Origin of the sequence: Corynebacterium halotolerans YIM 70093 = DSM 44683, from assembly GCF_000341345.1 — a bacterium.
In the GTDB taxonomy this organism is placed as follows: Bacteria; Actinomycetota; Actinomycetes; order Mycobacteriales; family Mycobacteriaceae; genus Corynebacterium; species Corynebacterium halotolerans.
Genome location: NC_020302.1, coordinates 2,388,781 through 2,402,346, shown reverse-complemented (window position 1 = coordinate 2,402,346; position 13,566 = coordinate 2,388,781). Strand labels below are relative to the sequence as shown.

Sequence of the window (13,566 nt, the reverse complement as noted above, 5' to 3'; positions counted from 1 at the left end):
ATTCTGTTCCTCAGAAACTGTTACCGGCGCCACTATCGGGAGTGTCCCATGGTCCGACGAGTGTCTCCGTCCCTCGCGGCGGTGGTCGGTGCGGCCCTGCTGACCCTGGCCGGCGCCCCGTCCGCCGGAGCATCCCCCGCTGACGCCTCGGCCGGTGCCGCCGTCGGCGCCGACCCTGCCGTGGACGCCCTCGACACGGTCGTCGACGCGTTCGCCACCCCGGCGGGGGAACGGTGCCCGGAGGTCGTGGTCCTGGCCGCCCGCGGCAGCGAACAGAATTCCGGGCTGGAGCCGACCCGCTACAGCGAACAGGCCCCGTGGGTGTCGAACGGCTTCGAGGGGCCCAACCTGCGCGCCTTCCTCCAGTTCGCCGAGCAGCGCCACCTCGAGCACACCGGTGAATCCCTCCTGGCCGAGGTGCCGGTCCTCGCCCTGAACGCCGACGTCTACCCGGCCGCCCTGCCGCTGCCCGCGCTCGCCGAGCAGGGCGAGGAACTCAATCCCGTGGAGACCGCCCGGCGCCTGGGCGGGGTGCTGGAGGAGACCCCCGCCCACGTGATCGCGGGCCAGGCGCTGCACGCCTTCCGCGCCAGCGTGGAGGGGGCGGCCGCCGGGGTCGGTGGCGTGCTCGCGGACTTCGAGGCGGCGAGCGGCTGCGAACCCGGTTACCTGCTGCTCGGTTACTCCCAGGGCGCGATCGTGCTCACGCTGCAGGAGCAGTGGCTGCACGACGCCGGCCGGCTCGCCGGCGCGGTCTACCTGGGCAACCCACTGCTGGCCCCCGGTGACCCGGGGACGGTCACCGGCCCGGTGCGCGGCGGGGCGCTGCGCGCGGTGCCGCCCGGGCTGCGGCCGGGGGCCGAGGTGCCCAACCGGCTCAACTACTGCCTGCCCGGCGACTTCACCTGCGACGTGGACCTCGATTCGCTGGGCACCGCCCTGACCTCCCACGGGGGGCCGCACACCCGGTACTTCCTGGTCGAACCGGCCTCCCCGTGGGACGCGGCCGTCGCGGACCAGTTCGCCGCCTGGGTCACCGGCTATACTTCCCACCCATGAGCACGCTCAAGCGCATCGGCATCATGGGTGGGACCTTCGATCCGATCCACAACGGCCACCTGGTGGCCGCCAGCGAGGTCGCCCACTGCTTCGAGCTGGACACCGTCCTGTTCGTGCCGACGGGCCAGCCCTGGCAGAAGGCCGGCCGGCAGGTCACGGCCGCCGAGCACCGCTACCTGATGACGGTGATCGCGACGGCGTCCAACCCGCGCTTCTCCGTCAGCCGCGTCGACATCGACCGCGGGGGCGACACCTACACCGTCGACACCCTGACGGATCTGCGGGCGCAGTACCCGGACGCGGAGTTCTTCTTCATCACCGGCGCCGACGCGATGGGCTCGATCATCTCCTGGCGCGACTGGGAGGACATGTTCGAGCTGGCCCACTTCGTCGGGGTGACCCGCCCGGGTTACGCGCTCAGCGACGAGATCCTGCCGGAGGTCCACCGCGAGCGCGTCTCGCTGATCGACGTGCCGGCGATGGCGATCTCGTCGACGGACTGCCGGGAGCGCTCCGCGGAGGGCCGGCCCGTGTGGTATCTCGTACCGGACGGGGTGGTGCAGTACATCGCCAAGAATCGGTTGTACGGTTCGGACTAGCTCCGGGCGCCTCCGACTAGGATATTTCGGCCGGTTCATGGAAAACTGGACCGCAACACGCACTAACAGAAGGAAGACTGAGTGACAGTTTCTGACGAGTCCCGCCGCCTGGCCGGCATCGCCGCCCTGGCCGCCGACGAGAAGCAGGCGAGCAACATCGCGGTCATCGACGTCTCCGACGTCATGGCCATCAGCGACATCTTCGTGGTGGCCTCCGCCGACAACGAGCGCCAGGTCCGCGCCATCGTCGAGGAGGTCGAGGACCGGCTGACCGAGGCCGGCGCCGAGCCGCTGCGCCGCGAGGGCAACCGCGAGAACCGCTGGGTGCTGCTCGACTACGGCATCTTCGTCGTCCACGTCCAGCGCGAGGCCGAGCGCGAATTCTACGGCCTCGACCGCCTCTACCGCGACTGCCCGCTGATCGAGATCGAGGGCGTCGAGGTCCCCGAGCGCCCCGGCAGCTGGTCCGACGACGTCGACGTCCGCAGCGTCCGCTCCATCGACGAGATCCCGCTCGCGGACGAGGCGCCCGGCGACGACGACGAGGAGTACTAGACCGATGAGCCGTCGCCTGATCCTGATCCGCCATGGACAGACCCACTACAACGCCACGCGTCGTATGCAGGGTCAGCTGGACACGCAGCTGTCCGAGGTGGGCCGGGACCAGGCGTGGACCGCGGGCGAGAAGCTCCGCAATGCCGATATCCAGCGCATCATCGCCTCCGACCTGTCCCGCGCGCAGGACACCGCCGAGATCATCGCCGGGATCCTCGGCGTGGAGGTCGGCACGGATCCCCGCCTGCGGGAGACCCACCTCGGGCAGTGGCAGTCGAAGACGCACATGGACGTCGACGCCGAATCGCCCGGTGCCCGCGCGGTCTGGCGCCACGACGCCAGCTGGGCCCCACCGGGCGGCGAGTCCCGTCTCGACGTCGCGAAGCGCGCCCGCCCGGTCGTCGACGAGCTGATGGCCGACTACGACGGCTGGGAGGGTGGCAGCGTCCTGTTCGTCGCCCACGGCGGCACGATCTCCGCCCTGACCTCGAACCTGCTGGGTTTCGAGGCGGGGATGTACCCGATTCTCTCGGGCCTGCGCAACACCTGCTGGTCTCAGCTGACGGCGCGCCCGCGCTTCTTCCCGGGCAGCGCCGAGGCGGGTGACGAGGTGCGCCCCTCCGTGGAGTTCACCCCGGGCACCGTCGGCGATCCCCAGTGGTACCTCGACGGATGGAACATGGGATAAATGCCGGTCCGCATCGTCACCGACTCATCCTCCGGCCTGCCCGACGCGGTCGTCGAGGAACTCGGCATCACCGTCGTCGACCTGCACGTCATGGGTGGCGGCGACGAGGAGGCCTCCACCGCCGGCCTGTCGTCGCTGGAGCTGACGGCCGCCTACGCCCGCCAGCTGGAGCGCGGCGGCGACGACGGCGTGCTCGCCCTGCACCTGTCCAAGGAACTGTCCTCGACGTGGTCCTCGGCGGTCCAGGCCGCGGCCGTCTTCCCCGACACCGTCCGGGTCGTCGACACCGGCTCCGTCGGCATGGCCGTGGGCGCGGCGGCGATGGCGGCCGCCACGCTCGCGCTCGAGGGCGCGGACCTCACGGCCTGCCACGACATGGCCGTTGACATCCTGGAACGCTCGGCGACCTGGGTCTACCTCCACCGCATCGAGGAGATCCGCAAGTCCGGGCGCATGTCCGCCGCCACCACGCTGCTCTCGGCGGCCCTGCTGGCCACGAAGCCGATCATGGAGATCCGCGACGGCAAGCTGGAGTTGGCCGGCAAGACCCGCACCCAGACCAAGGCCTTCGCCCGGCTGGTCGAGCTCGTGGGCGAGCGCGCCGACGACGAGCCCGTGTTCCTGGCCATCCAGCACAACGACGCCCGGGAGGCCGCCGGGGAACTGCAGGAACTGCTCGAGGACGCCCTGCCGGACGACTCCAGCTTCATGTGCCTGGAGATGGAGAACACCCTGGCCGTGCACGTCGGCCCCGGCGCGGTCGGGGTCTCCGCCGTGTTCGCCACCGCCCCGGTGGAGTAGTCCACAGCTCGGTGATGTTTCACCGAATCCGTCCACAGGTTTTGCCGCCGACGCTCGCCCGGTGGGGGCCCGCGCCCTAGCGTGAGCGCCATGAGCGCTGTGAGCCGTCTGAAGGAACTGACCCGCCCCACCGGGGAGGAGGACCTCCTCGACGTCGCCTATCCCGCCCCCCGCTGGTCCGTCGCACCCCGCCACGCGGTCTTCGCCGCCGCCGTGGTGCTCATTCTCGTGCTCGGCTGGTTGGCCCTGCGCCCGACACCTGAGACCGGGGCTGAGTCCGGAACCGGAACCGGGACCATCGGCACCCTCGCGCCCGGGGAGCCCGCCGGCGTCGGGCTGACCGGTGTGCCCGGGTTGCCGGAGGCCACCGCCGCCGGGGAAGGGGAGGGGGAGCTGGTGGTCTCCGTCGTCGGGGAGGTCACCCGCCCGGGGTTGCTCACGCTGGCGCCCGGCGCGCGGGTCGCCGACGCCCTCGCCGAGGCCGAGCCGCTGCCCGGCGCCGAGCTGCTCGCCCTCAACCAGGCCCAGCGGCTGACCGACGGCCAGCAGCTGGTGGTGCCCGCGGCCGCCGAGGCCGGGGAACCGGACGGGCAGGCGCCGCAGGCGGCAGCGGGAGGAACCGGGGAGGGGCCGGTCTCCCTGAACTTGGCCTCCGCGGCGGAGCTGATCACCCTCGACGGGGTGGGGGAGAAGACCGCTGAGGCGATCATCGCCCACCGCGAGGCCACCGGTGGTTTCACCGCCCCGGAGCAGCTAATGGACGTCAAAGGCATCGGGCCCGCCAAATTCGAGGCGCTGCGGGACCAGGTGAGCCTGTGAGCGAACTGCGGCTCGTCCCCGCCGCACTCGTGGTCTGGGCCGTCACGCTCCTGCTGCTGCTCACCGGATCCCTTCCCGCGGCCGCCGGGCTCGTGGTGGTGGCCGCGGCCTGTCTGGCGGTGCTGCGTCAGCCGGGGCAGGCCGTGCTGGCCGCGGTATTGGGGGCCGCGGCGCTGGTGCTCACCCGCACCCGCCAGCGAGGCGCCGGAGAGGCGGAGCTCGGCGACGTCGTGACGGGCACGGTGGCCGCCCAACCCACCGGGATCGCCCCGGAGCGCCACCTGGTGCGCCTGCACGTGCCGGGCCACCCCGCGGAGCTGCCCGTGTTCACCGGGGAGCTGCCCGCGGGGGTGGTGGCCGGGGCGCGGGTCACCGCCGAGGTGGCGCTGTCGCCGTCGGACCGGCCGGGCCTCGGCGCGCACGTAGCTTCCGGTGAGCTGCGGGTGGAGGCGGAACCGGCCGGGATGGCCGCCTTCGCCGCGCATGTGCGCCAGACCTTCGGGGAGTCGGTGGCGGCGGTGGTCGGTCCCGCCTCGCAGGGGCTGGTGCCCGGAATGGTGCTCGGTGACACCTCCGGGCAGTCGGCCGCCGAACAGCAGCTCTACATCGACACCGGCCTGTCCCACCTGAGCGCGGTCAGCGGGGCGAATGTCGCGATCGTCACCACCGCCGCCGTGGTGGTCTGCCGGCTGCTGACCCTGGGCCCCCGCGTCCAGGTCGCGGCGGCCTCGGGCGCGCTGCTGGTCTTCGTCGGGCTCGTGGGCACCGAACCGAGCGTGCTGCGCGCCTCGGTCACCGGACTCGTGGGGTTGCTGGCCGTGCTGAACTCCGCGCGGATGGAACCGGTCCACGGGTTGTGCCTGGCGGTCATCGGGTTGATCCTGTGGGACCCGGATCTGGCCGTCTCCTATGGCTTCGCGTTGTCGGTGGCGGCGACCGCCGGCATCGTCGCCCTGCACCCGCTGCTCTACCGGCCGCTGGCGCGTACCCGACTGCCCGATATCCTCGTGCGCGCCCTGGCCGTGGCCGTGGCCGCCGATATCGTCACCATGCCGATCATCGCGGTGATGGCCGGGGAGGTCTCGCTGGTCTCCGTCGTGGCCAACGTGCTCGTCGCCCCCGCGGTCGCCCCGGTCACCGTCCTCGGGCTCATCGCGGCCGGTCTCTGCCTCCTGCCCGGTGGGCTGGAGATCCCGCCCCTGAAAATGCTCGAGCCGTGCACCTGGTGGATCCACACGGTGGCGCAGTGGTGCGCGCAGCTGCCGAACGCGACCGTGCCGGCCGACCCCGGCTGGGTGCTCGTGGGCTACGGCTGGGTGCTCGCGGCGGTGCTCGCCGGCCACCCGTGGAAGGTGCTGGCCGGGGTGGGGGTGTTCTTCCTCTGGTCCCTGCACGCCGGGGCGGGGACCGGCACCGGGGCCGCGGAGATCCCGCTGGAGACACTGCCGGAGCGGGCGGTCGCGGTCGTCGGCACCGTCGGGGAGGTGGACACCGCCCCACCCGGCACGCAGGTGATCATCGTCCTCGACGACACCGGGCGGGCGTCGGATCGGCCCACCGTCACCCGGGCGGGTGTGCCCGTGCTCTTCCCCCACCGCGACGGGGAGGTCAGCCTGCACCGTGACGGCACCCAGCACGCCCGCGACGGCCGGTTCTGACACCCCGGTGTGGCACGATGGAGGTCATGTCCGTGGCACCCGTTCACCTCATCCTCGGCGAGGAGGAGTTCCTCGCCGAACGCACCCGCCGCCACCTCACCGAACAGGTCCGGGCCGAGGTGCCCGAGGGCGGGGAACTGGAGATCACCACCCTGCGCGCCGTCGATCTGAGCGGCCCCGAGCTCATCGACGCCACCAGCCCGTCGCTGTTCGGCGAGGACCGCGTCGTCATCATCACGAAGACGGAGCAGGCCGGCAAGGAACCCGTCGAACTGCTGCTGCAGACCTGCCGCAATCTCGCGCCGGGCATCCATCTGATCATCCAGCACACCGGCGGCGGGCGGCAGAAGGCCCTGGTGTCGAAGTTCAAGAAGGTCGCCGAGGTCCACCCGGCCGACCCCGTCCGCCCCTCCGAGCGCGTCAGCTGGGTGACCAACGAGTTCCGCACCCACGGCGTGCGCCCGACCCCGGACGTCGTCCACGCCCTGCTCGAGGGCGTCGGTTCCGATCTGCGCGAGCTGGCCTCGGCCGTCTCCCAGCTGGTGGCCGACACCGACGGGGAGATCACCGCGGCCACCGTGCGCGAGTACTACGCCGGCGTCGCGGAGGTCTCCGGCTTCGACATCGCCGACCTGGCCGTGACGGGCCAGACCGCGCGGGCGGTGGCCAGCACCAGGCGTGCCCTGCAGCTGGGCATGCACCCGGTCATGCTCGCCTCGGCGCTGAGCTCCAAGGTGGGTACCATCGCCCGGCTGTACTCCACGCGCACCACCGATTACCGCCCGCTGGCCGGCACGCTGGGGCTGCCGCCGTTCGTCATAGAGAAGACCGCCAAGGTCGCGCGCCGCTGGTCCGGGGACGCCGTCTCGGAGGCGGTCATCGTCGTCGCCGAGCTCGACGCTGAGGTCAAGGGGCAGGGCGGCGACCCCGAGTTCGCGATCGAGCACGCGGTCCGGCGGATCAGCGAGCTTGCGGGGTAGTTGCGGTTTACACTGGCACGCATGACTGATATTCCCCAGGATGTACAGGAGCTGGCCACCCAGCTCTTCGACATGGCACGCAAAGGCCACCAGGACCTGCTCGAGATCATCGACCAGGGGCTCAACGTCGACCTGATGAACCAGGAAGGCAACACCCTGCTCATGCTCGCCGCCTACAACGGCCAGCCCACGCTGGTGCGCGGCCTCATCGAACGGGGCGCGGACATCAACAAGCTCAACGACCGCGCGCAGTCCCCGCTGGCCGGGGCGATCTTCAAGAAGGAGAACGAGGTCGTCGACGTGCTCATCGACGCCGGCGCCGATCCCACCATCGGCCACCCCACCGCCGTCGACTGCGCCCGGATGTTCGGCCGTGACGACCTGCTCGGTCGTCTCGGCGTGGAGGAGTGAACCTCGCCCAACTGGGCACCCTCGTCCTGATGAACCTGGTCGGGGCCGCCTCCCCGGGGCCCGACGTCATGTTGGTGACCCGGATGGCCACCCGTTCGCGCCGGCACGCGATGGCCACCACCCTCGGCATCCACGTGGGTGTGGTCTTCTGGTGCAGTCTCACCGTCCTCGGGGCGGCGGCGGTGCTCAACGCCTTCCCGGCGGCGCTCGGATTCGTGCAGCTGATCGGCGGCGCGTGGCTGATGTGGATGGGCCGCGGCATGCTCATCGCCGGCTGGGCGGAGCGCGGCAGCCCGCCCCGGAACCTCGAGGACGCCGCCGCCCGGCTCGGGCCGCTGCGCTCGGCGTTCTGGCGTGGGCTCACAACGAACCTGTCGAACCCGAAGATCGTGCTGTTCCTGTCCGCCATGATCGCCCCGCTGCTGCCCGCCGAACCGGGTGCCGGGGTGGCGGTCCTGGTTATTGTGGCGCTCTCACTGTCGTCGCTGGCGCTGTTCACGTTCATGTCGCTGCTGATCTCCACCCCGACGATGCGGCAGAAGCTGCTGAACGCGGGACCGTGGATCGACGTCTTCGCCGGAATCTTCTTCCTCATCGCCGGCGGCGTGCTCGCGGTGCGCGGGCTGGGGGAACTGGTCTGACGGCCCGCGTCGGCGGTTCACGCCGGATGGGCGGGGCTACCACCGACCCCGGAACGCAGAAAGTCCCCGCCCGAGGGCGGGGACTTCCGGGAAGTCAGAGGGCTGCTTAGGCCATCTTGTTCAGGGCCAGGGCCATGCTGGACTTCTTGTTGGCGGCGTTGTTGCGGTGGAACACGCCCTTGGAGACGGACTTGTCCAGCGCGCGGGAAGCAACGCGGAGCTGGGTCTCAGCGGCGGCCTTGTCGCCGGCGTCGACGGCGGCACGGAACTTGCGGATCTCGGTGCGCACGGCGGAGCGGACGGCCTGGTTACGCTGACGAGCCTTCTCGTTGGTGAGAACGCGCTTCTGCTGGGACTTGATGTTTGCCATCGTGAAATACCTCTTGGATTAGAAGGATCGGTGTCAGTGACCCACCAACCGGACATGTCCCGGACCGTGTGGCCCTTGGCGCCGGTGTTCGAAGAGCGGACCCAAGGTCCTGCCCGCCCCGACCGGTGCGCCCGGAGATGAATAACAGCGAAATTCTAGCAGGTGGGGTACCAGTTGCCCAAAAGCGCCTCACGCCCACTGGTAGGAGGAGCGCAGCTTGTTGGCGATGCGCTCGAACCGCGGTTGCGGGAACAGGGTGCCCTGTCGGCGGATGCCGCGCTCGGGGGCCTCGAGGACCCGGTCCAGCCGGATCCAGCACTGGCGGCCCGAGGCGTCCCATTCGCCGGCGCCGATGTCCAGCCAGTGCTCCTCACCGTCGTGCTCCGGATTCGGGGAGATCAACAGCCCCAGGATCGTGTGGCGGGTGCGGCCGACGACGAGGACGGCCCGCTCGCGGGGCGGATGCGCCGGGCCGTCGCTCGGCGCCCAGATCCACACGACCTCGCCGGGCTCGGCCTGGCCGTCCATGTCCGGGGCGTAGTAGATGCTGCGCGAGAGCCGGTGGGTGGGTTCGACCCGGATGGTGGTGACGGGGCGGGCGGCGTCGGACCGGGACTCGGAGTGGAGGCCAAGGCGCTCATTGATGCGGGCCAGTCCGTTGTCGAGCGACTCGCTCGGCTCGGGCGTGGACAGGCGGTTTCGCAGCTTCGCCCTAGTCTTGCCGAGCTGCTTTCTGATGCGCTGTCCGAGCCCCATGTCCTTCGATCCTATGTCCTGAAATATCGCGTAGAAATGTGACGCCTGCCGGGAGGTGCCCCTATTGTGTTGTATCGACGCGGTAGTGGAGAACGTTTCATCCGCCCCACCCGTGCCAATGGACGGGTGGGGAGACGGGTCGGGTGGGGAAGCTGCCGCTACTGCGCCTGGCGTTGACCCCATGGTAGCCCCAGACCAGAAAAGTTGAAACGTCCACTAACTGGGAACGGGGGTGGCGGGCGAGTGAGGGAAATCCCGCCGTCACACCCGGGACGGGGCGGACGGGGGAATCTGACGGAGGCGGTTGGTTGAAGCCCTGCCCGCGCACAGGCAGTGCCGTGCCGGGCTCAACGGCTGAACAGCAGGGGGCCGGTCATTCCTCCGGGAGCTCGACCCATCCGGTGTCGTGGCTGCGGAAACGCGTGAGCTTGTGCGTGCCATCGCACAACGGCTTGATGCCCGAGGCTCCGCAGCGGCACAGGGCCACCACGCGGCGGTCGGGGCGCTTCGGATCCGCGCCGGGTTCCAGGGCGATGGCGATGTCGCCGCGGACCAGCAGTGGTCCGTCGGGGCAGGCGGTGATGACGGTGGGCTGATCGTGCTCAGACATGGGTCAGGCTCCTGTTCTCTTCCCGGGATTTCAGCGCGCGCAGGGAGTGCGCCGCGGTCAGCAGGCGCGAATCGCGGTAGCGCACGCCCCCACGGGCCCGTTCGATGAGCGCGAGCCAGATGCACAGTCCACGCTCCGTGACCCACAGCGGGGCCCACAGTGCGGCGGTGCGGTCGAAGATGCGGTCACCACCGCTGCGGCGACGTCCGACCTCGGCCGCGGCGGCCGTGCCGGCGAAACCGATGAGCAGCCACACCGGGCGTCGTGAAGCGAGGAGTGCCGCGGGCAGGATCGCCAGTTCGGCCGCGAGCCGGGTGGGCTGGGCGAAGCTGTCGTAGGCCTGACGGACGCGCTGGCCGAGGAAGCCGCGGGTCGAGGGCGGGCGGCGGACGACGAAGAGGTCGTCGGCGGCCAGCTCGCGGCCGCCGCGGGCCAGGACGGTGCGGATCAGTTCGAGGTTCTCGAAGAGCAGGTCACCGTCGTAGCCGCCGGCCAGGTACTCCAGCCGCACCCCGAGCGTGCCGGGGTAGTCGGAGCCGAAGGCCCGGTTGAGGAGCGTGCGGCCGGTGTCCCAGCGGGCGTGCCAGGGCAGCGGGGAGCCGTCCGCGGTGACGAAATGGTTCTGGGGGCGGACGATGGCGTGGTCGTCGAGCGCCTCGGACATCCGGGTCAGGGTGGTGGCGGTGTAGCGCACATCGTCGTCGGCGATGATGACCTTCTCCGCGCGCAGCGTCGGGATGGCGGTGAGCACGCCGGCGACCTTGCCGTTGCGGGCCAACTCAGGGTCGGCGGGGATGACGTTGACCTCGTCCGGCAGCGCCGCCTCGTGGCGGGCGCGCGCCTCGGGGCTGGAGCCGTCGACGAGGGTGACGCGGGCGTGGGTGACCACCCGGCCCAGGTACTCGGCGAGTTCGGCGAGTTCCGCCGGATCGGCGTCGTCGCTCCACTTCAGCGGCAGGAGGTATTCGAGCACGGGTGTGGGGACGGTCATCGCGCCTCCCGCAGGGCCGAGTGGCCTTCCGTCCACGCGGTCTTCAGGTGGGCGCCGACCAGGTCGTCCATGTGCAGACTGGCGCAGGCACCGAAGACGATGTCGGCGGCCACCTCAGGATCGTCGTCGGCCAGCGAACCGGCCAGGTCACGTGCGGCGATCTGCTCGTGCACCGCGTCGGCCTCGACGTGCTCGTCGTAGTACCAGGTGACCTCGGGTCCGTGGCCGAGACGCCGGAAAGCGTTGCCGTAGTGCTTGTTCGGCAGCGAGGAGGTCATCTCGAAGGCGGCCAGGTGCCCGACGATCGCCCCGCGCAGTCGCCGGTGCAGCCCGAAGAAGCTCATTGTGTTCACCGACGCCAGTGTGACCGCCGGGACCAGGTTGAGATAGGCGTCGGGGGTGTCGCTGAGGCCCATCCCGCGCAGGGTGCGGGCGAAGATCGACGCGTGCAGCCGCTCGGGGCGTCCGCCGCCGTACTCGTCGGACTGGATCTCCACCAGCGCGGCCTTCGCCCGGCCCCGCAGCCGCGGGATGGCCCAGGAGTGCGGATCCGCCTCGCGGAGCGTGTAGATGCTGCGCAGGATCAGAAACTCCCGCAGCTGTTCATCGGTGGCGTGGCGGGCCGCCCACATGGCCAACTCCGGTCTGGCCACCTCATTCGTCAGGTCGAACAGCATCTGGGTGACCTCCGCGCCGGTGGGGGCGTTGTCGCCCCGGGCGGCGTCGGGAAGCTGCACGACCTTCCGCAGGGCGGTCTCGAACTCCGCCTCGATGCGGGCGCGGACTGCCAGCAGGCCGGGGTGCCACTCCCAGTCGCCGACCACGAAGGGCACCGGCCCGTAGTGGAGGAGATAGAGGATGAACAGGGTCAGCTGCAGGTCGTCGTCGGTGAGCAGGTCCCCGGAGTCGGCCAGGGCGCGGTCGACGGTCTCCGCGAGGTGGCTGACGTCGGAGGCGGGGGAGCCCGGCTCGCGGGACAGCAGCTCAAGCAGGATCTGGCTGGCGGTGCCGCGTGGGGCGGGTGCGGTGGTGGAGATGGTCTCGACGGTCGTCATTCTCGGTTGTCATTTCTCTGAAAGGCTGATGGGAATGCGATCAGGCGCACCGGGTCATGCGGCCTTGCGGACAGTGAGTCGGTGAGGCGGGGAGACTGCCCCACCCCGGTGCCATCGTGGGATGGGGGCGGGGCGGGGCGGTGTCGCTGAGCGTGCCTCTGGAACGGAAGTTACCGGAGGAGCCGCCCCGATTTACTCCTTATTGAACTTTTCCTGGACCCGGCCGGCCACCTTCTCCATGGTGTTGGGCAACTCGGTGGTGCCGTAGAACCGGGCGTCCGGATGGGTCGGCGGGTTCATCGGCGCTCCCTCCGGCGGGGTCTCGACGTAGGTGAAGTTGGCCAGGCCGTCCGGGGCCGGGCCCGAGGCCCAGGAGCCCTCCGCCATGTGCTCACCGTCGGAGAAGTTGATGGCCTGGTGGGAGAACTCCTCGTGCTCCTTGCTGCGCGGGAAGTTGCTCGGCACCGGCAGGTTCTCGTTGCCCTCCTTCTGCAGGTCGCGGGCGGCGGCCAGCCACTGGTTCTGGTGCATGGTGTCGCGCGCCAGCAGGAAGCCCAGCATGTCCTTCACGCCGCGGTCGTCGGTCATGTGGTACAGCCGGGCGACCTGGGTGCGACCCTGCATCTCAGCGTTGATGTTGGAGGTCATATCGGCCAGCAGATTGCCGCTGGCGGTCACGTAGGAACCGCTCCACGGGTTGCCCATGCTGTCGAAGGGACGGGCGCCGGCACCGGAGACGATGGCGTGCTGCAGGTCGGTGCCGCCGATGACCGCCGCCACCGCCGGATCATCCTGGATGGCCTTCTCGGTGATGCCCAGCGGGGAGTCCTCGAGCAGCTGGGCGACCATGGTCGCGAGCATCTCGATGTGGCCGAATTCCTCGGCGGCGGTGCTGAACAGCAGGTCGCGGTACTTGCCCGGGATGTGGGAGTTCCAGGCCTGGAAGCTGTACTGCATGGCGACGGTGATCTCGCCGTACTGGCCGCCGATCACCTCCTGGAGCTTGCGCGCGTAGTCGGCGTCGGGCTTCTCCGGCTTTGACGGGTACTGCAGTGTCTGCTTGTGAATGAACATGCGTCATCTCCTCGGTTCTCGCTTCGGACTGTCCGCGCAGCCGCCGCGGCGACGACGCGGGCAGAGTCGAGCTCGGTCCCTCTCCACCTGCCCTGATCGATTGTCTGTCAGGGGCGCCGGTTGTGAGGGGTTGATGTACGGGTCGGTCATGTCAGGCGCAACTCACTGCCTCAGTGAGTGTGGCCCATGCTATACGCGGGGCGGGCGTTCGTGCCGCGCATTTGCCGGAGCCTGATGGGGCCGGAGCCCGCCCCTGCGGTCGTCGCGATCCCCTGCGGGAGCGGGGCGCGGATGGCGGTCGGGAACGTGAAGTGCTGGTCATCGTCTTTCTGTCATCCGCTCAGGGCCCCTGTGGCATGCAGGGGTGGGCAACTGGCGGTTCTGAATCGGGTGCGGGATTTCTTATATTCTTCCGGCGCCTTCCACTCCACCCTCCGAAGTGATGGCCGCGGGCGTCGTCGTCGCGCGCCGTCCCGCAAGCCTCGGCGCTTGAGGGGGG

At 70.5% G+C, this 13,566-nt stretch carries 16 protein-coding genes; 10 read left to right on the top strand and 6 right to left on the bottom strand.

Annotated elements, in window-relative coordinates; all coding sequences use genetic code 11:
- Positions 1-60 precede the first annotated feature (60 nt).
- From A605_RS11035 to A605_RS10990, 10 genes are all read left to right on the top strand, one after another.
- On the top strand, positions 61-1,059 hold the full coding sequence (locus A605_RS11035; RefSeq protein ID WP_015401598.1) for a hypothetical protein: 999 nt from the start codon (positions 61-63) through the stop codon (positions 1,057-1,059).
- Entirely contained in the window at positions 1,056-1,658 is a 603-nt protein-coding gene (nadD, locus tag A605_RS11030; RefSeq protein WP_027004276.1) for a nicotinate-nucleotide adenylyltransferase, read from the top strand. Before A605_RS11035 ends, nadD begins: the two co-directional genes overlap by 4 nt.
- An 81-nt stretch (positions 1,659-1,739) precedes the next feature.
- Positions 1,740-2,213 carry a ribosome silencing factor gene (gene rsfS, locus A605_RS11025; protein ID WP_015401596.1) on the top strand — a complete coding sequence of 158 codons (474 nt, stop codon included), beginning with the start codon at positions 1,740-1,742 and terminating at the stop codon, positions 2,211-2,213.
- A 4-nt stretch (positions 2,214-2,217) separates the two neighbouring features.
- Positions 2,218-2,901 carry a histidine phosphatase family protein gene (locus A605_RS11020; RefSeq protein WP_015401595.1) on the top strand — a complete coding sequence of 228 codons (684 nt, stop codon included), beginning with the start codon at positions 2,218-2,220 and terminating at the stop codon, positions 2,899-2,901.
- A complete protein-coding gene (locus tag A605_RS11015; RefSeq protein ID WP_015401594.1) occupies positions 2,902-3,702 on the top strand; it encodes a DegV family protein in 801 nt (266 codons plus the stop codon).
- A 90-nt stretch (positions 3,703-3,792) separates the two neighbouring features.
- Positions 3,793-4,521 carry a ComEA family DNA-binding protein gene (locus A605_RS11010; RefSeq protein ID WP_027004277.1) on the top strand — a complete coding sequence of 243 codons (729 nt, stop codon included), beginning with the start codon at positions 3,793-3,795 and terminating at the stop codon, positions 4,519-4,521.
- On the top strand, positions 4,518-6,179 hold the full coding sequence (locus tag A605_RS11005) for a ComEC/Rec2 family competence protein (RefSeq protein WP_015401592.1): 1,662 nt from the start codon (positions 4,518-4,520) through the stop codon (positions 6,177-6,179). The genes A605_RS11010 and A605_RS11005 overlap by 4 nt, the downstream gene beginning before the upstream one ends.
- A 26-nt stretch (positions 6,180-6,205) precedes the next feature.
- Positions 6,206-7,159, top strand: coding sequence for a DNA polymerase III subunit delta (holA, locus tag A605_RS11000; protein WP_034990632.1), 954 nt, complete (start codon positions 6,206-6,208; stop codon positions 7,157-7,159).
- Positions 7,160-7,180: 21 nt separating this feature from the next.
- Positions 7,181-7,570, top strand: a complete 390-nt coding sequence (locus tag A605_RS10995) for an ankyrin repeat domain-containing protein (RefSeq protein WP_015401590.1) — start codon at positions 7,181-7,183, stop codon at positions 7,568-7,570.
- On the top strand, positions 7,567-8,211 hold the full coding sequence (locus A605_RS10990; RefSeq protein ID WP_015401589.1) for a LysE family translocator: 645 nt from the start codon (positions 7,567-7,569) through the stop codon (positions 8,209-8,211). The genes A605_RS10995 and A605_RS10990 overlap by 4 nt, the downstream gene beginning before the upstream one ends.
- Positions 8,212-8,317: 106 nt before the next feature.
- On the opposite strand, the gene rpsT is transcribed toward A605_RS10990, so the two are convergent.
- From rpsT to A605_RS10960, 6 genes are all read right to left on the bottom strand, one after another.
- Positions 8,318-8,581 carry a 30S ribosomal protein S20 gene (rpsT, locus tag A605_RS10985; RefSeq protein WP_015401588.1) on the bottom strand — a complete coding sequence of 88 codons (264 nt, stop codon included), beginning with the start codon at positions 8,579-8,581 and terminating at the stop codon, positions 8,318-8,320.
- Between the two features lie 189 nt (positions 8,582-8,770).
- Positions 8,771-9,337: a type II toxin-antitoxin system PemK/MazF family toxin gene (locus A605_RS10980; protein WP_015401587.1), complete on the bottom strand. Its 567-nt coding sequence runs from the start codon at positions 9,335-9,337 to the stop codon at positions 8,771-8,773.
- Positions 9,338-9,710: 373 nt separating this feature from the next.
- Positions 9,711-9,947, bottom strand: a complete 237-nt coding sequence (locus A605_RS10975) for a CDGSH iron-sulfur domain-containing protein (protein WP_015401586.1) — start codon at positions 9,945-9,947, stop codon at positions 9,711-9,713.
- Entirely contained in the window at positions 9,940-10,938 is a 999-nt protein-coding gene (locus A605_RS10970; RefSeq protein ID WP_015401585.1) for a glycosyltransferase family 2 protein, read from the bottom strand. The genes A605_RS10975 and A605_RS10970 overlap by 8 nt, the downstream gene beginning before the upstream one ends.
- Positions 10,935-11,993 (bottom strand): iron-containing redox enzyme family protein, encoded by a 1,059-nt coding sequence (locus A605_RS10965; protein ID WP_015401584.1) that lies wholly within the window; start codon positions 11,991-11,993, stop codon positions 10,935-10,937. The genes A605_RS10970 and A605_RS10965 overlap by 4 nt, the downstream gene beginning before the upstream one ends.
- A 192-nt stretch (positions 11,994-12,185) precedes the next feature.
- A complete protein-coding gene (locus A605_RS10960; RefSeq protein ID WP_015401583.1) occupies positions 12,186-13,067 on the bottom strand; it encodes a manganese catalase in 882 nt (293 codons plus the stop codon).
- Between the last annotated feature and the right edge of the window lie 499 nt (positions 13,068-13,566).